Source organism: Hyphococcus sp. D3-15 (assembly GCF_055809375.1).
In genome coordinates this window covers 3,082,186-3,100,455 of record NZ_CM147910.1, presented here as the reverse complement: position 1 = coordinate 3,100,455, position 18,270 = coordinate 3,082,186, and the positions used below count along the sequence as shown (strand labels likewise).

The window sequence follows — 18,270 nt, the reverse complement described above, 5'->3', positions numbered from 1 at the left end:
TTATGTACCGTTTGTTGGACGACGTTAAAGTCGTTGAAGCTTCATCTTTTGTTGCGGCGCCAAGTGCAGGTCTTTATTGCGCGCAATTCGGGGCAGAAGTGATACGCGTCGATCAGATCGGCGGAGGACCAGACTATCGTCGCTGGCCAGTTACGCGCTCCAATGACTCTTTGTATTGGGAAAATCTTAATCGCTCAAAAAAAAGCGTTGCATTGAATTTGCAGTCGCAAGAAGGACGGGAGGTCCTTGTGCGCCTCGTTCAACAAGCGGGATCGCTGCTCACGAATTTTCCGGCTCGCGGCTTCCTTGCGCATGAACGCATCGCTGCCGAGCGGGACAATCTCGTCACAGTTCGCATAGCAGGGTGGCCGGACGGGGCCCCGGCTCTAGACTACACGGTAAATTGCGCAGTCGGTTTCCCGGAAATGACGGGACCAGGCCCAGAGCCAGTAAATCATGTGCTCCCTGCATGGGACTTGCTTGCTGGGGCCTACGCCGCCTTTGCGCTTGTGTCCGCGCTGCGGCGGCGAGAATTATCGGGAACGGGCGGCGAAATTATCATACCGCTCGCGGATATTGCGATCGGGACGGCGTCAAATCTCGGCAATCTTGCAGAGGTTTTGTACGGAGAGGCAAACCGGGAGCGTGGCGGGAATACTGTTTACGGACTTTTTGGAAGTGACTTTGTCACACAAGACGGCATCCGGATGATGATCGTCGTGGTGACGCCTGTACAATGGGCGAATCTCTTGAAGGCGCTAGACCTTAAGGGCGAAGTGCACAGAGTTGAAACAGAGCGCGGCGTGTCTTTTGAGACTGATGACGGAAAGCGGTACGAACATCGCGACGCGCTTATCCCGGTGTTCGCCAATGCGATAGCTCAGAGAACCTGCAGCGACCTTGAGCGCACGCTTGCGGCTGCCGGGTGCGTTTACAGCCGGTATCGCACCATGCTTGACGCGGCGCATGACAGGAAATTGGTCGGCGCGAATCCTTTGTTTTCACAAGTGTCTCAGAATCCAAGCGGGTTTAGTTACCCTGCGGCTGGGGCCATCGCGACGATCGCTGATGAGATGCGGGCGCCTGCAAGTCCTGCTCCACGCAACGGTCAGCACAGCGAGCAAGTTCTTTGTGATGTACTGGGGCTATCGTCGGGCGAATTCAACGGTCTTGTTGATCGTGGAATTGTTGGCGTTGATAGCGCCGGTCTGGAATGAGCGCACGAGCAATTCCGATGAATTTGGAGAGAGTTTTAATAGCGCTCATGTGGCGGCCAAAAAAATCTCCGACGATCTTGATGCTTGTAATGGGCGTAGTGCAGAAAGCGAAACACGGCGTCACCCTCGTATCATTGGAAGGCTTTTGAATGTCGTCGCGCATTTAAACGACGCTTGAAATCCGCCTTCGCAGCGCCATCATCAATCCGATAGCAATTATAAGAAGAACTGTAGCAAACCATGCTCCGGCCGCGAAGCTTTGAGTCAGATCCTTTAAAACTCCTGTCAGCGTAGGACTTAAAATCGCGGCTAAAGTGCCAACCGTAGAAATTAGCGCGATCCCGACTGCATGGTTGCGGCGTGGGATTAGTTCGGCTGCGGTGGCCCAGAACAGAGGTATGACGGTAAAGGCTCCTGCGAAGCATATGACGAGGCCGGCCAGCTGCAGCCACGGTGCGGTGAACAGCGCGATCGCCGCCCAACCTGCTGCGGTAGCCATGAAAGCACAAATGGCATACCGAAACCGAACATCTGCGCCGTCTGCATTGCGCGTCCACACGAACATCGCGATGATAGCGAATAAAGGCGGAACGGCGCTGACTGCGCTAACTAGCAACGTTGCCGGACTCCCGCCCAGGAGGTCCTGCACGATCAACGGAGTCCAGACACTGAACGTTGAGGTCGTGTTGATCAGGCAGAAGTAAATGATTGCAAGCAGTATGATTGCGGGATTTGTATAATCGCGCCAATGTGCGCTGGTTTTTTCGGCTGGCGAAGTCGCGCGATAGTCATGCTCTACTCTTTGAGCGAGTGCATCTCGTTCCTGCGGTGACAGCCATTTAGCTTGGCCTGGACCGTCAAAGAGGATGAAATAGGCTGCGACCCCCATCACGACCGATGGCAATCCTTCCAGAAGAAACAGCCAGCGCCATCCGGCGAGGTCGAGAATCCCGTCCATCTGCAAGATCAGTCCGGAAAACGGCGCTCCGATAAGCATGGCGATTGGCAACGACATGAAAAACAACGCATTGGCGCGGGCTCGGTGGGCGTGTGGAAACCATTGCCCAAGGTAGAGCATTATGCCGGGCAGCAATCCGGCCTCTGCGGCGCCCACAAGTGCCCGCAAGATGGCGAGGCTGTATGGTCCGGCTGCAAACATGGTCGCAATCGAGGCCACTCCCCATGTGATCATAATCCGAGAGATCCAGAAACGAGCGCCGTATCGCGCCATGCCAAGATTGCTGGGCACCTCAAATAGCGAATAGGCGATGTAAAATGCGGTGCCGGCCATTCCGTAAGTCGTGGCGGTCAATCCTAGGGCGGGATTCATCGTCAAGGCTGCAAAGCCGATATTGATGCGGTCCACATACGCTAGAACGTAAAAGACCATGCACCAGGGAATCAGTCTCCTAAAAGCTTTGCGGATTGCGATCGCTTCAATTTCTTCTGCGCGGACGGAATCGGGCGTTTTGTTCATTGTCGTTTCCGGACTTACGGTCGGGCCGAGAAGCTCGCTGGTCCGCCAACGCGACCGCCCTTCATCTCGCCGCCGATCAAGTCCTCTCCCATTATGTTCTTACGCCTTTTTGCGTATTGTTGTGAATTACAGGTATCAGTAAATTTTACAATCGTAAAGGACTTGATTCGCGGCTATCCGCGGTGTGCTTGGCTGCTGACCAGTTGGCCAAACAGGCCGTTTTGAGCCTGTGTCGACGTTTGTTACGGCACTGGTTCGCTGGATAAGAGCCAGATAACAACAATATGGCTTTATGACTATAAAGTTACTCTGGCGTTATCTGGCCCTGCACGTTAGCGTGCAGGCTGAATCGCCAATATGTCACGAAGAACTGGGAGTAGGGGATGAACGGACAATCGGTCGCCGAGCACGCAGAAGAGGCGCTATTCGCGGACCTTCCCTTCGTGGCGCCGGCGGTGGACGTGGAGGTCCGCGCGGACGGATGCTTCCTGCTTCGCAGTCCCTACGCCCCGACGGGCGAGGCTCAATCAGTCGCACATCTGCTGGAAGAGCGCGCCTCCGAGCATCCCGGTCGTCCGCTCATCATGAAGCGAGACGCAAGCGGAGAGTGGCGCGGTTTAAGCTATGGCGACATGCGGCGCGGCGCCCGAAATGTTGCGAATTGGCTTCTTCAAAAAAGCGCTGGTCCCGGGCGGGGGATCTTCATTCTCTCAGGCGTTTCGCCGTTTCACGCGCTAATGACGCTTGCCGGCTACTACGCCGGAATTCCATCGACAGCCGTGAGTGAGGCCTACAGCCTTTCGTCCAGTGATTTCGGCAAGCTAGAGCATTGCTTTAATTTTCTTCGTCCTGGTTTGATTTATGTCGAGTCCGGTGAGACCTATGCCCGCGCGATCGAAGCATTGCGTGCGATAGATCCTACGGTTCTCGTCGTCTCAGGCGATGGAAAGCGCTACACGCCGATGATGGAACTGCTGAGCGCGGCTGGTGCGGAAAAGGTTGATCGTGCGTTGGAGCAGGTCGGATCTGATACGGTCGCTCGGTATATCTTTACATCCGGCTCCACCGGCATGCCGAAGGCGGTGACCATTACACAAGGAATGATGACGGCTTATATCGCCGCTCGCGCCGCGCTTTTAACAGACGAGACCGTTCGGCTGCCGCCATTGACTGTCGATTGGATGCCATGGAGTCATCTCAGCGCCGGGATGGCGTTTAATCAAAATATTTGGGCTGGGGGGACGCTTTATCTTGACGATGGCCGGCCATTGCCGGGGCGGTTCGGTGAGACGGTGCGCAACCTCGCGGAGCTTTCACCGATGCAGATATCATCGGCCCCGATTGCATACGAGATGTTGGCCTCGGCGCTTGAGGCGCAGCCTGACCTCGCTAAAAAGATTTTTCGCAATCTTAAATGGATGATCTACGGGACTGCTGCGCTTTCGCAGGATGTGTATGACAGAATACAACGGCTTGCGGTCACAGCGACAGGCAGGCGAATCCCGTTCATCACTTCATATGGCTCTACGGAAGTGCATGGGATTACGGGCGTCTATTGGCCCGCTACGAAGGTCGGCCTGCTAGGGCTGCCATTGCCTGGAGCGACGGTCAAGCTGGCGCCGGTGGGCGACAAGCTGGAGGTTCGGGTCAAGTCCAGAACTGTGACCCCGGCGTATTTCGATGACACGCAACGAACCAGGGAAGCTTTCGATGAGGAAGGTTTTTTTCGGATGGGTGATGCTGCGCGTTTCGTGAATCCTGATCGGCCAATCGAGGGGCTGATATTCGATGGGCGCATCGCAGAAGATTTCAAGTTGACGACCGGAACGTGGGTGTCTGTTGGGCCATTGCGTCTTGAGGTGCTTGCCGCGTGCGAGCCGCTGGTTAAGGACGTAGTGATCACTGGACACGACAAGAGATCTCGTTGGCGCGCTGCTATGGCTGTCCGAGGAAGGAAACCGTGACAGCAAGGCCGCTCGCCTCACCATATGCGAGCGACTGCGCGAATTTAATGCGCGGGGGCTTGGCTCATCACGTCAAATTGGCAGGGCCGTTCTGCTTGAAGAGCCCGCATCCTTCAAAGCGGGCGAGATTACGGAAAAGGGCTATGTGAACCAGCGGGCCGTTCTGGCGAACCGCCAAGGCGTTGTGCAGCGCATCTACGCTGACCGCCCTGACCACCACATATTGCAGTTCAATTAATTGCAGGCGTGCGCGCCCGCCTTGCGCTGGCCGAATTGTTGACTTAACACTCGTAAAGTGAAATTAGGCGGAGAGGTAAATGCTGCTTGAAGGTAAGGTTGTTGTCGTAACCGGGGCTGGCCGTGGAATCGGCCGTGAAATTGCGCTGGAATGCGCGCGGCAGGGTGCGCGGGTCGTCGTAAACGATTTTGGCGGTGGGGCTGATGGCGCTGGCGGTGACGCCGGGCCGGCCGAGGAAGTGGCGGCCGAAATTGCTGCAATAGGAGGCCAAGCCGTCGCCAATCTGGCCAGCGTGGCGGACCCGCAGGGCGCCGCCAGCATCATCGACGACGCGGTGACCAAATTCGGGGGCTTCACGGAGTGGTCAACAATGCAGGAATCCTGCGTGATCGCATCTTCCATAAAATGAGTCATGCCGACTGGTCGGATGTAATCGATGTCCATCTGCACGGCGCGTTCAACGTCAGCAGAGCCGCAGCGGGCTATTTCAAAGACCAGGGCGGCGGGAGTTACGTGCACTTCACGTCGACCTCGGGGCTGATCGGCAATCTCGGGCAGGCGAACTATTCCGCTGCCAAGCTGGGAATTGTCGGCCTCTCGCAATCGGTGGCGCTCGACATGGCGCGGTTCGGCGTGCGGTCTAACTGCATCGCCCCGTTCGCCTGGAGCCGACTGATCGCCACGATCCCGACTGAGACTGAGGCAGAGAAGGCCAGAGTCGAGCGGATGAAGGCGATGACGCCGCAAAAAATTGCACCGCTCACGGCATATCTGATGACGGACGACGCCAAGGACGTATCGGCGCAAATTTTCTGCGTTCGCAAGAACGAAATTTTCCTGTTCAACAACATGCGGCCAATCCGTTCAATGCAGCGTGAGTCAGGCTGGACGGTGGACACGATAAAGAGCGATCTCATGCCGGCTTTCCGTCCCTCTTTCGCGCCGCTTCAACGCTCAAGCGACGTCTTCGGGTGGGATCCGGCCTGATGTCCGGATCAACGGGGCTCGATGCCGCGACCCTTGCGCAGTTACGCGACACTGTCCGCAGGTTCACGCGCGAACGGCTGGTGCCTGCGGAAGCCGAACTTGCCGAGACCTGTCGTGTTCCAGACGTCATCGTGGCTGAAATGCGTGACCTGGGGTTGTTCGGGCTGACAGTTCCGCACGAGTATGGCGGGCTTGGGCTTTGCGCTTCAGAAGAGTTGGAGATCGTGCTCGAACTCTGCTGGGCGTCGGTAGCGTTTCGCAGCGTCATCGGCATTAACCTCGGGGTCGGGAGTCAGGGCTTGGTGCATGAGGGCACGCAAGAGCAGAAAGCGGAATGGCTGCCGCGTATCGCCAGCGGAGAGGTGATAACCAGTTTCGGACTGACCGAACCACATTCGGGATCAGATGCTGGAAGTCTGCTGACTAGCGCCCGGCTGGACGGCGAACATTATGTGCTGAATGGCCGCAAGCGTTTCATTACAAATGCGCCGTGGGCGTCGCTTATTACGGTGCTTGCACGCACCAACAATGAGCGGTTGCCTGGGAATCGCCACGTAAGTGCGTTTTTGGTCCCGTCTGACAGTCCGGGCGTTACGATCGGGTCGCCCGACCGTAAGATGGGACAGGCAGGCGCACTGACGGCGGATGTAATGCTCGACGATGTTAGGCTGCCGGTTTCGGCGTTGCTGGGCGGTGTCGAGGGGCGCGGTTTTAAGACAGCGATGAATGTTTTGGACCGCGGCCGGATCAATGTTGCAGTTATGTGTGTCGGCCAGGCTAAGCGGATCATGCACGAAGCGACGCGCTACGCGTGTGAACGCGAGCAGTTCGGAAAGCCGATTGGCGAATATCAGTTAGTACAGGCCATGCTGGCCGACAGTCAGGCGGAGATCATGGCCGCAGAGGCGATGGTGCGTGAAGCGGCGCGTCGATTGGACGAGGGCGAACGGGTTTCGTTGGAGGCGAGTTGTGCGAAGATGTTCACCTCGGAAATGGTCGGGCGCATAGCCGACCGCGCCGTCCAGATTCATGGCGGCGCCGGCTATATGCGCGACAGCGCCGTCGAGCGGCTCTACCGCGATGTCAGAGCCTTCCGCATTTACGAAGGCACAACGCAGATCCAGCAACTTATCATCGGCAAGGAAATGACGCGTCGTTTTCGGACCGGCGATCTCGGCTAGATCGCCTGGCCATTATGCGCCATCTAGGATTGCTCGCGGAACCGACAGTGGTTGAGGCGTTATGTCAATTGCCATGAAAATGCGGTTCGCGTCGCTCGAGAAACGCGGCCACGGCCTCGTCATGATCTGAGGTGGCGTGAGCGAGCGCCTGAAGCGCAGCGGAGAGTTCGAGAAGGCCGTTGAGCGATGCGGTCTGACCTTCGCGCAAAAGGCGCTTGGTGAGGCGGACTGCATGTCGCGGATTGGCGGCGATGCGTTCGGCGATCATTAGAGCTGCCGCCAGGAGGTCGTCGTCGGGCGCGACGCGCGACACCAGGCCGCAAGCCAGCGCCTCCTGTGCATTGATCGTATCGCCGGTAAGCGCCATCTCACACGCTTTGGAAAATCCGACAATGCGCGGCAGCAGCCACGCCCCGCCGTCGCCGGGGGTCAATCCGACTTTCACAAAACTCTCGGCGAATTTAGCGCTGGCGCCGGCGATGCGCAGGTCGCACATGCATGCGAGATCGCAGCCGGCGCCGATTGCGGGGCCGTTGACTGCTGCTACAATAGGTACGTCAAGCGATTGAAACAAGGTCGGCAGGCGTTGGATCCCATCGCGGTAATTGTCGCGGGTGCGAGCAGGTAATGCGTCGCGCAGACCTTGCCCGGGCGCCATTTTTTTCAGATCGCCGCCGGAGGAGAAGGCGCTGCCAGCGCCAGTCAGGATCACGGTTCGCACGCCCAAATCGCCGTTGGCCTGCTTCAGGGCGGTGCAGAGTGCGTCCACCATGGGCAGGTCGGAGATCGGGTTGCGCCGCTCCGGTTGATTGAGGGTCAGCGTGAGGATTGCGCCGCGTTGTTCGGCGATCACAAGATCTGTCACAGGTCGGCTCCGTGATTGTCTGGCAGGAGGCTGCGGATGAATTCGGCGCTATAAGGAGTATCGGCGGTCAGTCGTAATTTGCCGAGCAGGGAAAACCAGTAGCTTTCTGACCCGTCCGCCATGCGCCATTCATGAAGGCGTCGGGTAAATAACTGGAGATCGTGCTCTTCGCTGATGCCGATTGCGCCGTGTACGGCATGCGCGATCGACGTGATGTCGGTCACCGCGGCGCTCACGCTTCCCTTCGCGACGGCGGCGGCTCTTATGTCGGGTAGTAAATCGCAAGCACAACCGATCTGTGCAGCCATGTGCATCGCGACCGCCTTTTCGACCATTAGCGCCAATTGTTGCTGAATCGCTTGCTGCTTGCCGATCGCCTTGCCGAATTGCTCACGTTCATTGGCGTATGAAACCGTTAACTCTACTGCGCGCGCCGCGGCGCCGCCATAGCGGCTGACCGCAATACGGCTGACAGCGGCCTGATCCCGGCCGATGGGCGAGTGAGGATCGCTGCGCTCTTTGCGAATCGTAAGACTGCCGCGTGAGTTGTATGCGCGCCAGCGGCGACCATCGCGTCTCTTGCCAGCGGCGTCAGTCGGAGCTTTTCGCCGTCATCCGTCAGGGCGAAGTCGGCAGTCAGCGCGAACGGGACGATGCCGGTTTCACCTTGTTTCGCCGTTGCGAGCACGATCCATCCGGAAGGAGCGGGGATCTTGCAGCGCGCCAATAGGGCGCGCGCAGCCATCGTGTCTGCGATTGGCGCGGGTGGGATGTGGCGACCAAGCGCCTCAAGAAGAGGCGTCGCGTCGCGCAGGGTCAATCCGGACCCGCCGGAGTCTTCCGGAACGAGCGCGTCTAGATACCCGCTTTCGGCGACCGGCTTCCAAACATGGTCAATGTTGCGGCCTTGTTCGAATTCACGGACGACCGCCAGGGGCGCGACGTTGTCGAGCAGACGTTGGAACTGATCGAGTAGCAGGGTTGCGTTCATTTCAGCGCAGTCCAAGGCCGCGCGCGATGATGCCGCGCAGGATTTCTCGCGTACCGCCACGAAGTGAATAGCTTGGCGCGATTTGTGTGACGAATGTGAGGGTGCGCATCAACTCGTCGCTGGGCCGGGCGTCCGGCCGAGCGCCGAGAGCGTCCGCGATAAGCGCAGGTATCGCTTGTTCGAACGCCGTGCCAAGGTCCTTGACGAGTGTGGCTTCGACCACCGGAGAACGTCCCTGCGCGAGTTCCGCGGTAACCGCAAGCGACATTGAGCGCAGGATGGCCAGTTGTGCTGTCAGGCGCCCGGCAAGAACGGCGCTTGCCAAGTCAGCGGCATGCGCCTGCGCGATCCACGCGTCCAGCAGTGTAATGCTTGAAAATATTCGCTCCGGACCGCTGCGTTCAAAGGCGAGTTCCGCCATAACTTGCGTCCACCCGTCGCCTTCGCTTCCGATCAGCGCGTCCTCTGCCAGCTCAACGCCGTCGAAAAAAACCTCAGCGAAGTGTTCGTCACCTGTCTGGTCACGGATCGGCCTTATGGTTACGCCGGGCGCGGCGAGATCGATGATAAACTGGGATAGTCCTTGCTTGCGGTCTGCGATAACGCTTGATGTGCGTACGAGCGCAATCATGTAGTGGGCGTCTTGGGCGAAGGTCGTCCAGATCTTCTGGCCGTTGAGGCGCCAGCCGTTTGCGCTGCGCTTCGCGCGTGTTCGTACGCTTGCAAGATCCGATCCTGAGCCGGGCTCGCTCATGCCGATGCAGAAATAAGTCTCGCCACGACAGATGCCGGGCAGATACGTGTCGCGTTGATGCTGTGTGCCGTATTGCAGGATCAATGGCGCCGACTGCCGGTCGGCGATCCAATGGGCTGCGACTGGCGCGCCGACGCCAAGCAGTTCTTCGGCGACGACAAAACGTGCAAAGGCGCCGAGGTCCCGCCCGCCATATTGGCGCGGCATGGTGAGGCCTAGAAAGCCTGCAGCCCCAAGAGCGCGGCTCAGTTTCGCATCGAACCCCATCCACGAACGGGCGCGCTGATCGGAGGAAAGCAAGGAAACATGCTCCGCTAGCAGCGCGCGAAGCGGTTTGCGAAGCGACTCGGCTTCAGCTGGGGGGCATAAAACTGAAAGGTATCGAACAGCGACATTTTCCGAGTTATGCGTCTTGCAGACCGATGATCGAGATCGCGCACACATTCTGGTTGGGCATGCCGCCGAGATTGTGTGTGAGTGCGAAGACCGGATTGTCCTTTCGCTGGCGCGAGCCGGCGCGGCCAAGCAGTTGCAGATAGTTCTCGTAAACCATGCGCAGACCGGACGCTCCAATAGGGTGGCCGAAACATTTGAGACCGCCATCGATCTGGCACGGGATCTCGCCGTCTGCGTCGAAACGGCCAGAAAGCACATCTTTCCATGCTCGGCCTTCTTCACTAACGAAAAGGTCTTCCATCGTCACCAGTTCGGTGACCGAGAAACAGTCATGGACCTCCATCAGGCTGAGCTGTCTTTCGGGCGTCGTGATTCCAGCCTCGTCATAGGCTCGGACGGCTGCTTTGCGCGTCGTGTGAAAATAGCTTCCGTCCCAGCCGCTGCCTTGCAGCTCCCAGCCGTTCGAAACGGCGATCTGCAGGGCTTTCACGGTTACGATTTCCGTTTTTCCTAATGCCTGCGCGATTTCTGGCGTCGTTACGATTGCGCACGCGGCGCCGTCCGAAACGCCGCAGCAGTCGAACAGCCCAAGCGGTTCTGCGATCATTGGCGCATTCAGCACCGTGTCGATGTCGATTGGCTTGCGCAAATGGGCTTTCGGATTCTTTGCGCCGTTTGCGTGGCTCTTTACCGAAACATGCGCCATTGCGCGCTTCAGATCGCTCGCCGAAACATTGTGCCGTGCGCGGTAGGCGCCCGCGAGCTGTGCGAAGTTGCCGGGCGCGGAGCCGTTAACGCCGATCATGTCAAACATTGTGCCGCGCGTGCGCGCTGGCAACCCGCCATATCCGGTGTCCTTGAGCTTTTCGACGCCGAGCGCAAGCGCGATATCGGCAGCGCCGGACGCAACAGCGTAAACAGCGCCGCGCAGCGCCTCGGTGCCGCTAGCGCAGTAGTTTTCGACTTTTGTTACCGGTCTGTTGTCGAGACGCAGCGCAATGCTCAGCGGCACGCCGGAAGGTCCAATATTGACTGCGTCAAAAGCGACCGAAAGCCATGCCGCGTCGATCTGCGATGTCTCGATCTCTGCGTCTCCGAGCGCTTCAAGATAGGCTTCGACCATCAACGTCTCGGGATCGTCGCCCCAACGTTCGCCGAACTTCGAACAGCCCATCCCTAAGATAGCAACTTTGTCCTTGATGCCCTTGGACATGCCTCATCTCCTCAGGCGCCGGCGTCAGCCGGAACCGCTTTCCAGAAATAGCGTTTGAAATCACGCAGCTCGTCCACCGCCTTGATGCGGAAGACCATGCGCACCGCGCGTCCGACGTCCACATCTTCGGCGGCCACGTCCGCAAATTCGGCGACCATCCGACCGCCGCCTTCGAATTCGATCATGCCGTACCAACAGGGAGGATCCGGCGTGTAGGTCAGCGCGTCGGCCGTGTAGGTGACTATGCACGCTGGCACGTCGGCGAGCGGATAGTCTTCCTGCGTGCCGATGGCGGGGTCATTCTGGTTGACCGAAATTTCGCTGCGGGGGTACTGAACCGTGCCTGTTTTTCTGCATCGGCCGCCGACGAGTCCGAGCACCGTCTTGCGATTGCGATAAAGCGCGGTCAGCGCGGTCTTCATATCCTGCTCGGCGCGCATGCCCCGCTCATAAGCGACGGCTCCGGTAAACCAGAGATGGCGCATGTAGTTGGTTTCGGGCGTGCGGCGTGAGAGGGCGTGCGTGAAATTGTTTCCGCGCTGGCGGGCAATGGCGTTGGTTGTGCGCAGCGCCAGCACGTCGCAGCCCTGGCCGAAGCCGACCAGAACAATCAATTCGTCTGGCGCCGCGGATTCCAGCGCGGCGGCCAACATCAATAACGGGTGTGCGGCCCCTGAATCGCCGACATTCGCTGACAGCACGTCGCAGATCGAGTCGGGCGCAATGTCGGCGGCCTTGGCGAAGAGATTGGGAGCTCCGCGCATCGTGAGCGGGACGATCAGTTTATCAACACGGGCGCCATCGATAGACAGCTTGTCCAGCGCTTCCTGCAAAGCGCAAGCGCCGAGTTTAGCGTAGCCCTCGTCGCGCACCCAGCGGCTTTCCCACCCATAGTCGGTGTCAGCGTCATGGCTGCGGAAATGGTCGACGAAATCCGCCGACACATGGTGCTCTCCGACCAGTGTTGCAATCGGATCACCCTCTCCGATAAGCAATGCGGCCGCAGCGTCGCCGAACATCATTTCGGCCTCGGATCCCGGCGCTGCGCGGCGATTTTCCGCTGCGCAGCATAGAGTTGTTCGGCTTGTGGCGTTAAGCGCGCTGGCAAGCGCGACAACGCCAGCGCGAAGTCCCCCGCCGACATCCATTGTCGATACGGCGTCTTGAAGGTTCAGCGCTTCCTTGACAACGCCGGCGTTCTGTCGATCTGCGAAGGGATGCGAAGTTGATGCGAAGACGACCGAGTTCTATCGCGTTGCGGTCTTTTGAAGCGAGAGATGAGCGCGCCGCTTCTACGGCCATGGTTATCGAATCTTCGTCCCAATTAGCAACCGCGCGTTCGCCCTTGGCGAGCGACTTCAAGCCGCCGGCAAACCAGCCATTAGCGGCGTGAATTGAGGTTCGCTGCAGACGTCGCCGAGGGATGTAGGCGCCCACGCTCAGGATGCCAAACGTCATGCGAACTCCATGTAGCCATTGTTGATGACAAGGTCTCCGCGCTCTTCGGCGAAGGCGCGAAATGACGCCCGCCCCTCGCTTTCGCGCCAGATATCCGTTCGGATGGTTTCCCCAGGGAACACAGGGCTGGAGAAGCGTGCGTCCATCCCTTGCATGCGAGCGCCGTCGCCCCCGCACAGCGCCTTTATCAGAGCGCGTGCGACAATTGCGTAGGTGCATAAGCCCTGAAGGATAGGACGGTCGAAACCGCACTCTCTCGCGACTTCGGGATCTATATGTAAAGGATTGTAGTCACCCGAGAGCCGGTAAAGCATCGCTTGGTCGGGTCGGGTCTCTAGCAACACTGTCATGTCGCGCTTGCGATCAGGTATCGAGTGCGGGGTGGGGGGCTCGTTTTTGGCGCGTTGCCCGAACCCCCCTCGGACCGCAGAAAGGTGCTTGACCAAACCGTCGCCAACAGCGTCGTGCTAGCTGCATTTCGGATTGTTCTGCGCACGCGCATGATCGCGCCTTTGTCAGCTCCCTTGTCGAAGATTTCTTCGATGACGGTTTCGCCAGTGAACACGCCTTCTACTGGCAGGGGGGCGTGGAGCTTAATCGACTGCTCGCCGTTCAATGCTTTCTTCCAGTCTAGGCCAAGCTCCGGCCGTGCGGCGACAAAGCCTGGATAGGCAAGAACAGCCGCCATTGTGGGCAACGCCTCTAAGCCCTGCTCATAGACATGTTCCAGGTCGTGAGCGCCGACGCCCAGCGCATAGATAATCGTATCCCTAATGCTGAGGGTCTGCTGGGTGATTATTGGCGGAAGCCCCATAATGCGGTCGTAATCGAGCGGCATGCGTTTCCCGTTTCTTGGGAGCCGCGACGTTGGGCTTTCCCTTTACGACCGTAAAGCGAAGGGAGACCTGCTGTCAATCGCCTCGCGGCGCTTTAAGGCCATTAAGCAGAATGTCCGCCACGGTGTCTGCAAACTCCCTTACAAATACGGGATCGGTCGGCTTCCCGTTCATGATATCGCGGAATGCGACTTGGGATGCAGAGAGGTGTTGGCAAGCGCCGACAATGGTGAAGTATACTTTGTCCGGGTCTAGCGGACGAAGCGCCCCCAACTGAACGCCTTCGTCAATTATCGTTCTCTGGGTCTCAATGAGCGGCATAATAAACTGTTTGCGGACGAGTGCGGCGACTTTCCGGTCCGGCCCGCGCAGCAGGTGATTGAAAAGCCCAATGAGATATGGAAAGCGGGTGTAGGTGCGGGCGATCCCGGTGATGTTTATGCGCAATTTCGTCACCGGGTCGGCGTTCATTGACAAAAGCCCGTCCAACTGGGCGAAAGAGTGGGCCGTGTCCCGCTCGATCAGCGCCAAAAGCAGCCCCTCTTTGGATCCGAAGTGATAGGTGATTAGCGGCGCTGTGACTTTAGCGCTGCGCGCGATCGAATGAAGTGATACGTCATATGTCCCCGATCTCGACCATTAGCGCGCTTGTCGCATCCAGCAACCTATCTCGGCCCGCCTGGTCGGCCTTTTTCTTATCCGTCTTCTTTTTTGCTACCTTGCCGGTCGCGGCTTGCTTCGCCATTGGCGCCTCTCGCTTTATGATCGTACAACCATGCCCCTTGCGGCATGGTGTTGGATAGCTGAAAACATGCGGGGCTGAAACATTGATTGGGGTGGCTTCGAGCCGTCATCGTAGCAATCAACTTGTCGACAGAGGTGCGTTAAGTCGCTCCGACTGGCGCAGCTGATGAGCCGCGACCCAAGGTTTGGCGCTCCATTTCAGTCGCAAGCTCCAATTACGAAGCATGAGCGGCCGAGATTCTTTCATTGCGGTTGATATTATGATATCAATACATCATAATATGATATATTATTTTCTGATTGGCGCGGCTTCCAACGGCCGCATGTGAACGATCAGAATGCGTGGGAGGGATGGAATGAGTTCTCGATGTACTCATTCGCTCATTGGCGGTGCGCTGTGCTTTTTGGCTTTTTCCGCATCCGCTTCAGAATTAGATGAAGCAGCGATGAGCGCGGATAGAGTTCGCGCGGCGATTACCGATCCTGAGGGTCTGGCCGGCCCCGGCTGCGTCGCCGGCGTGTTCCGCAACGGAAAAACCCTTTATTCCGTGGCGTCCGGGGCCGCCGATATTGAGAGTCAGCGACCGCTCAATATCGATACGCGTTTCTACGCTGCATCGGTTTCCAAGCATTTTACCGCTGTCGCCGTCATGCAGCTCGTTCTGGAAGGCGAGATCAATCTCGACGAAGACATTCGCACCTATGTGCCCGAGATTTTGTCTGAGATGTCGGCGCACGAACGTCCGGTCACAATACGCATGTTGCTCCACCACACTGGCGGCATCCGGGACACTTTGGGGCTCCTCATTCTCAATGGACAATTTGACTGGTCGACAGCCACCCGGGCTGAAGCGCTGAGCCTGGTCTTGGAGCAAAGGCGTCCCGATTTCGAACCCGGCACGAAATGGGCGTACAGCAATGGCGGCTATTTGCTGCTCTCCGAAATTGTGGAACGGGTCTCCAGGACGCCGTTCGACCAATATATGAAAGAGCGGGTGCTGGGTCCTGCCGGCATGACGCGCAGCTACATTCTTTCTGATGTGCGACCAGGCGGTGAGAACGTTGCCCATGGTTATGCGATGAAAGAGAGGGCGTTTCGCCAAGCTGACGACTACCCGCTCTTCGGCGGAGCGGGCGGTCTGATGACAACCGTCAGGGACCTGGCGAAATGGGATCATGACATCGACACAGGCCGCAAGGTCTGGACGCCGGAACTGGTCAAGTTGATGATCGAGCCCGGCATTTACAATAACGGGGTCAAGGTGGGGCTTCCCGATAATTATTACGCGAGCGGGTTGAGGGTGGCGCCGGACTGGTTCAGGTCGGCAGGCGGCGCCAATGGTTTCAGAAACTACTTTGCTCGCAACCAGAATGCCCGCCTGGGCATAGGCATGTTATGCAACCGTGATATCGCCAGCCCCGAAGAACGCACCGATAAAATCATCGCGGCGATAAACAGCAATGCGCCAGACGGCCTGTCTCCGCTAAGCCCCGTTTCTGTGGCTGCTGTCCAGCCTTCCGCTGCGAACGGTCGCTATCGCACAGAAGATCTCGACGTAGTTTACCAGCTTGAGGCAAAGGACGACGAAGCGCTCCTAATGACCATTTTTGGGCCGGACGGCGAGGTTCGGCGTCAAGTGACGCTGAACCGCGCCGCAGAGGATGTTTACAAAGCCTTTGGTATTGAGCTGCGCCTTGACGGTTATCGGAACGGGTTCGAACTGACAACGGTAAGGGTGACGATGCGTTTTGTTCGAACGCCTTAGTCAGACGGCTGAGGCGCGGTTTTGAGATGCGGCATTGATCGTAGGGATTGGTGCAAAAAAGGAGTCTGATAATGAGTCGGAAATCTGCTCTGCGGATATTTTTAGTTTCGATATTTCCGCTCACGCTTTTTGCAACTGTCGGATCAGGCGGCGTGGCGCGCGCCGATGAAAAGGAACAACAAAGCTATCTTGAGGGCCTTTTAAGCGTGCCGCTTGCAAGAGACCTGACGGCTTCCGATGAAAGCGGCAAGGTTGCTTGGATTCAGATGGTGCGCGGGGCTAGAAATATCTGGGTAGCGGAAGCGCCAGACTATGTTGGGCGGCCGATTACCTCAAATACGGCGGACGACGGGCAGGAGATTTCCGAACTCACACTTTCACAGGATGGCCGGTTTGCGGTTTATGTGCGGGGCGGCCCCCAAAACAGGAATGGCGAGTGGCCGAACCCGCAGCATAATCCCGAGGGTGTGGAGCAGGCAATCTGGAAGATCGCGACGCGAAGCGGGAAAGCCGAGCGGCTGGCGGAGGGGCATTCGCCGGCAATTTCGCCCGACGGCAAGCAATTGGCGTTCATTCGACAAGACCAAATGTATCTGATGGATCTGCGGCGAGGGTATGCATCGCTAAGGCAGATTCACGCAAATGGCGTGATCGCTTCGCCCTCCTGGTCGCCGGACGGCCAAAAGATCAGCTTCACGAGCGATCGCGAGACGCATAAATACATCGGCGTTTTTGATCTGCCAGGTAATTCGATCCGGTATATGGATCCGAGCGTGGATTGGGATGGTGGCCCCGTCTGGTCGCCAGACAGCACTCAGATCGCTTTTATCCGCAAACCGGCTTCCAGCGCGGGCCGTTTTACCGATCCGAAGGACATGCCCTGGTCGATCCGGGTTGCGCAGGCGGCTGACGGCTCCGGCCGAGAAATCTGGATGGCGAGCCCAGGCATAGGCAGCGATTTGGATATAGCGATTGTCGCTAAGAATATTCTTTGGGGCGCCGACAATCATATTGTGTTTCCATGGGAAAGCACCGGCTGGGTGAATTATTACTCCGTGCCGCTTGCCGGTGGAAAGCCGATCGAACTCGCGGTCGGTCAATTCGAAGTCGGCCACGCCACGCTGAGTCCCGACCGCACGCAACTGCTTTATTCGTCCAATCAGAGCGCGCCGGAAGACTGGGACCTGTGGCAAGTGGCGGTAAGCGGAGGCGCGCCACGCCAGGTGACGAGTGGAGCTGCGACGGATGTGCTCCCATTCTTCGCTGATGGTGAAGGACGGATCACTTTTATCCGGGCGGATAACGTTCGACCGCCGCATGCTGTGATCAAGATGGACAATGGAACGGAAAAGGAACTGGATCCGCGCGGGATTCCGGCGGAATATCCGAAAGACGAAATCGTCGTCCCGGAGCCGGTGGTGATTACCGCCGCCGACGGCATGAAGATACCTGCGCAGATTTTCCGGTCGTCCCGGCTTGCAAAAGGAGAGCGCCATCCGGCTGTTGTTTTCGTTCATGGCGGCCCGGGGCAGCAAATGCTGCTGGGTTGGCACTGGATGTATCAGTACCAGAAGCTCTACGCCTTGAATCAGGCTTTGGCCGAAGAGGGCTTTGTCGTTCTAAGCATTAATTTCCGCGGCACGCCGGGCTATGGTCTGGAATTCAGGAAAGCGCCCAAGACTGGCCCTTTTGGCGGCAGTGAAATTCACGATTTGATCGGCGCGGGCCAATATCTCAAGACCCTTCCGGACGTAGATCCGGAACGGATTGGTATCTGGGGCGCTTCATATGGAGGTTACCTTACGGGGCTCGCTCTCGCCAACGCATCTGATCTTTACAAGGTCGGCGTCGACTGGTGCGGCATCCACGACTTCAGCTTGTTCATACCCCCGGCGACTGCCGAACTCGCCAAGCAGTATCGTGATGCATCTCCAATCGGTGCTATAGACAGTTGGCGCTCGCCGGTGCTCCTGATTCATGGAGATGATGATCGTAATGTGCCTATTAACCAGACGGTGAAGCTTGTTGGAGAACTCAGACGCCATAATGTGGAGTTTGAGCAGCTGATTGTTCCCGATGAGGTGCACAGCATGTTGGTGCACAGTACGGTGCTGAAAGGAATGGAAACCGCTTTGCACTTTCTTGACCAGCACTTGAGTCCGCAATCGCAATAAAGGGCATCC

General features: G+C 58.1%; 16 protein-coding genes and 1 pseudogene. 6 read left to right on the top strand and 11 right to left on the bottom strand.

Going from position 1 to position 18,270, the window contains the following annotated elements; all coding sequences use genetic code 11:
- Positions 1-2: 2 nt before the first annotated feature.
- Positions 3-1,217, top strand: a complete 1,215-nt coding sequence (locus AC0L8G_RS15255; RefSeq protein ID WP_473385028.1) for a CoA transferase — start codon at positions 3-5, stop codon at positions 1,215-1,217.
- 163 nt (positions 1,218-1,380) lie between these two features.
- Here the strand turns inward: AC0L8G_RS15255 and AC0L8G_RS15250 are convergent, their stop codons facing one another.
- Positions 1,381-2,694, bottom strand: a complete 1,314-nt coding sequence (locus tag AC0L8G_RS15250) for an MFS transporter (RefSeq protein ID WP_473385027.1) — start codon at positions 2,692-2,694, stop codon at positions 1,381-1,383.
- A 383-nt stretch (positions 2,695-3,077) separates the two neighbouring features.
- On the opposite strand from AC0L8G_RS15250, the gene AC0L8G_RS15245 reads away from it, so the two are divergent.
- The 3 genes and pseudogenes from AC0L8G_RS15245 to AC0L8G_RS15235 all read left to right on the top strand — a co-directional run bounded on the left by AC0L8G_RS15245 (position 3,078) and on the right by AC0L8G_RS15235 (position 7,064).
- Positions 3,078-4,658 (top strand): AMP-binding protein, encoded by a 1,581-nt coding sequence (locus tag AC0L8G_RS15245; RefSeq protein ID WP_473385026.1) that lies wholly within the window; start codon positions 3,078-3,080, stop codon positions 4,656-4,658.
- 317 nt (positions 4,659-4,975) lie between these two features.
- Positions 4,976-5,883: pseudogene (locus AC0L8G_RS15240) on the top strand (SDR family NAD(P)-dependent oxidoreductase).
- A complete protein-coding gene (locus AC0L8G_RS15235; protein ID WP_473385025.1) occupies positions 5,883-7,064 on the top strand; it encodes an acyl-CoA dehydrogenase family protein in 1,182 nt (393 codons plus the stop codon). The pseudogene AC0L8G_RS15240 and the gene AC0L8G_RS15235 overlap by 1 nt, the downstream one beginning before the upstream one ends.
- 64 nt (positions 7,065-7,128) lie before the next feature.
- Here the strand turns inward: AC0L8G_RS15235 and AC0L8G_RS15230 are convergent, their stop codons facing one another.
- The 10 genes from AC0L8G_RS15230 to AC0L8G_RS15185 all read right to left on the bottom strand — a co-directional run bounded on the left by AC0L8G_RS15230 (position 7,129) and on the right by AC0L8G_RS15185 (position 14,322).
- On the bottom strand, positions 7,129-7,929 hold the full coding sequence (locus tag AC0L8G_RS15230) for a crotonase/enoyl-CoA hydratase family protein (RefSeq protein WP_473385024.1): 801 nt from the start codon (positions 7,927-7,929) through the stop codon (positions 7,129-7,131).
- Entirely contained in the window at positions 7,926-8,393 is a 468-nt protein-coding gene (locus AC0L8G_RS15225; protein WP_473388886.1) for an acyl-CoA dehydrogenase family protein, read from the bottom strand. The genes AC0L8G_RS15230 and AC0L8G_RS15225 overlap by 4 nt, the downstream gene beginning before the upstream one ends.
- Complete coding sequence (locus AC0L8G_RS15220; protein WP_473385023.1) at positions 8,351-8,920, bottom strand: acyl-CoA dehydrogenase family protein; 570 nt, start codon at positions 8,918-8,920, stop codon at positions 8,351-8,353. The genes AC0L8G_RS15225 and AC0L8G_RS15220 overlap by 43 nt, the downstream gene beginning before the upstream one ends.
- 1 nt (position 8,921) lies before the next feature.
- Positions 8,922-10,118, bottom strand: a complete 1,197-nt coding sequence (locus AC0L8G_RS15215) for an acyl-CoA dehydrogenase family protein (RefSeq protein WP_473385022.1) — start codon at positions 10,116-10,118, stop codon at positions 8,922-8,924.
- Positions 10,078-11,283: an acetyl-CoA acetyltransferase gene (locus AC0L8G_RS15210; RefSeq protein ID WP_473385021.1), complete on the bottom strand. Its 1,206-nt coding sequence runs from the start codon at positions 11,281-11,283 to the stop codon at positions 10,078-10,080. Before AC0L8G_RS15210 ends, AC0L8G_RS15215 begins: the two co-directional genes overlap by 41 nt.
- A gap of 11 nt (positions 11,284-11,294) precedes the next feature.
- Positions 11,295-12,227, bottom strand: a complete 933-nt coding sequence (locus AC0L8G_RS15205) for a Zn-ribbon domain-containing OB-fold protein (protein ID WP_473385020.1) — start codon at positions 12,225-12,227, stop codon at positions 11,295-11,297.
- Between the two features lie 510 nt (positions 12,228-12,737).
- The gene (locus tag AC0L8G_RS15200; RefSeq protein ID WP_473388885.1) at positions 12,738-13,055 is read right to left on the bottom strand and encodes a MaoC family dehydratase; all 318 of its coding nucleotides are present in this window, start codon (positions 13,053-13,055) and stop codon (positions 12,738-12,740) included.
- 32 nt (positions 13,056-13,087) lie between these two features.
- Entirely contained in the window at positions 13,088-13,579 is a 492-nt protein-coding gene (locus AC0L8G_RS15195; protein WP_473385019.1) for an FAS1-like dehydratase domain-containing protein, read from the bottom strand.
- Between the two features lie 73 nt (positions 13,580-13,652).
- Positions 13,653-14,108 (bottom strand): hypothetical protein, encoded by a 456-nt coding sequence (locus AC0L8G_RS15190; RefSeq protein ID WP_473385018.1) that lies wholly within the window; start codon positions 14,106-14,108, stop codon positions 13,653-13,655.
- An 85-nt stretch (positions 14,109-14,193) separates the two neighbouring features.
- Positions 14,194-14,322 (bottom strand): hypothetical protein, encoded by a 129-nt coding sequence (locus tag AC0L8G_RS15185; RefSeq protein WP_473385017.1) that lies wholly within the window; start codon positions 14,320-14,322, stop codon positions 14,194-14,196.
- A 445-nt stretch (positions 14,323-14,767) separates the two neighbouring features.
- On the opposite strand from AC0L8G_RS15185, the gene AC0L8G_RS15180 reads away from it, so the two are divergent.
- Positions 14,768-16,087 carry a serine hydrolase domain-containing protein gene (locus AC0L8G_RS15180; RefSeq protein WP_473385016.1) on the top strand — a complete coding sequence of 440 codons (1,320 nt, stop codon included), beginning with the start codon at positions 14,768-14,770 and terminating at the stop codon, positions 16,085-16,087.
- Between the two features lie 71 nt (positions 16,088-16,158).
- Positions 16,159-18,261, top strand: a complete 2,103-nt coding sequence (locus AC0L8G_RS15175) for a S9 family peptidase (protein WP_473385015.1) — start codon at positions 16,159-16,161, stop codon at positions 18,259-18,261.
- The last annotated feature ends 9 nt before the right edge of the window (positions 18,262-18,270 follow it).

What these genes read in the sequence shown, in the direction of transcription:
- AC0L8G_RS15255 (WP_473385028.1), top strand. Translation starts at nt 3, where the DNA reads ATGTACCGTTTGTTGGACGACGTTAAAGTCGTTGAAGCTTCATCTTTT.
- AC0L8G_RS15250 (WP_473385027.1), bottom strand. Translation starts at nt 2,694, where the DNA reads ATGAACAAAACGCCCGATTCCGTCCGCGCAGAAGAAATTGAAGCGATC.
- AC0L8G_RS15245 (WP_473385026.1), top strand. Translation starts at nt 3,078, where the DNA reads ATGAACGGACAATCGGTCGCCGAGCACGCAGAAGAGGCGCTATTCGCG.
- AC0L8G_RS15235 (WP_473385025.1), top strand. Translation starts at nt 5,883, where the DNA reads ATGTCCGGATCAACGGGGCTCGATGCCGCGACCCTTGCGCAGTTACGC.
- AC0L8G_RS15220 (WP_473385023.1), bottom strand. Translation starts at nt 8,920, where the DNA reads ATGAACGCAACCCTGCTACTCGATCAGTTCCAACGTCTGCTCGACAAC.
- AC0L8G_RS15215 (WP_473385022.1), bottom strand. Translation starts at nt 10,118, where the DNA reads ATGTGTGCGCGATCTCGATCATCGGTCTGCAAGACGCATAACTCGGAA.
- AC0L8G_RS15210 (WP_473385021.1), bottom strand. Translation starts at nt 11,283, where the DNA reads ATGTCCAAGGGCATCAAGGACAAAGTTGCTATCTTAGGGATGGGCTGT.
- AC0L8G_RS15200 (WP_473388885.1), bottom strand. Translation starts at nt 13,055, where the DNA reads ATGCTTTACCGGCTCTCGGGTGACTACAATCCTTTACATATAGATCCC.
- AC0L8G_RS15195 (WP_473385019.1), bottom strand. Translation starts at nt 13,579, where the DNA reads ATGCCGCTCGATTACGACCGCATTATGGGGCTTCCGCCAATAATCACC.
- AC0L8G_RS15185 (WP_473385017.1), bottom strand. Translation starts at nt 14,322, where the DNA reads ATGGCGAAGCAAGCCGCGACCGGCAAGGTAGCAAAAAAGAAGACGGAT.
- AC0L8G_RS15180 (WP_473385016.1), top strand. Translation starts at nt 14,768, where the DNA reads ATGAGCGCGGATAGAGTTCGCGCGGCGATTACCGATCCTGAGGGTCTG.
- AC0L8G_RS15175 (WP_473385015.1), top strand. Translation starts at nt 16,159, where the DNA reads ATGAGTCGGAAATCTGCTCTGCGGATATTTTTAGTTTCGATATTTCCG.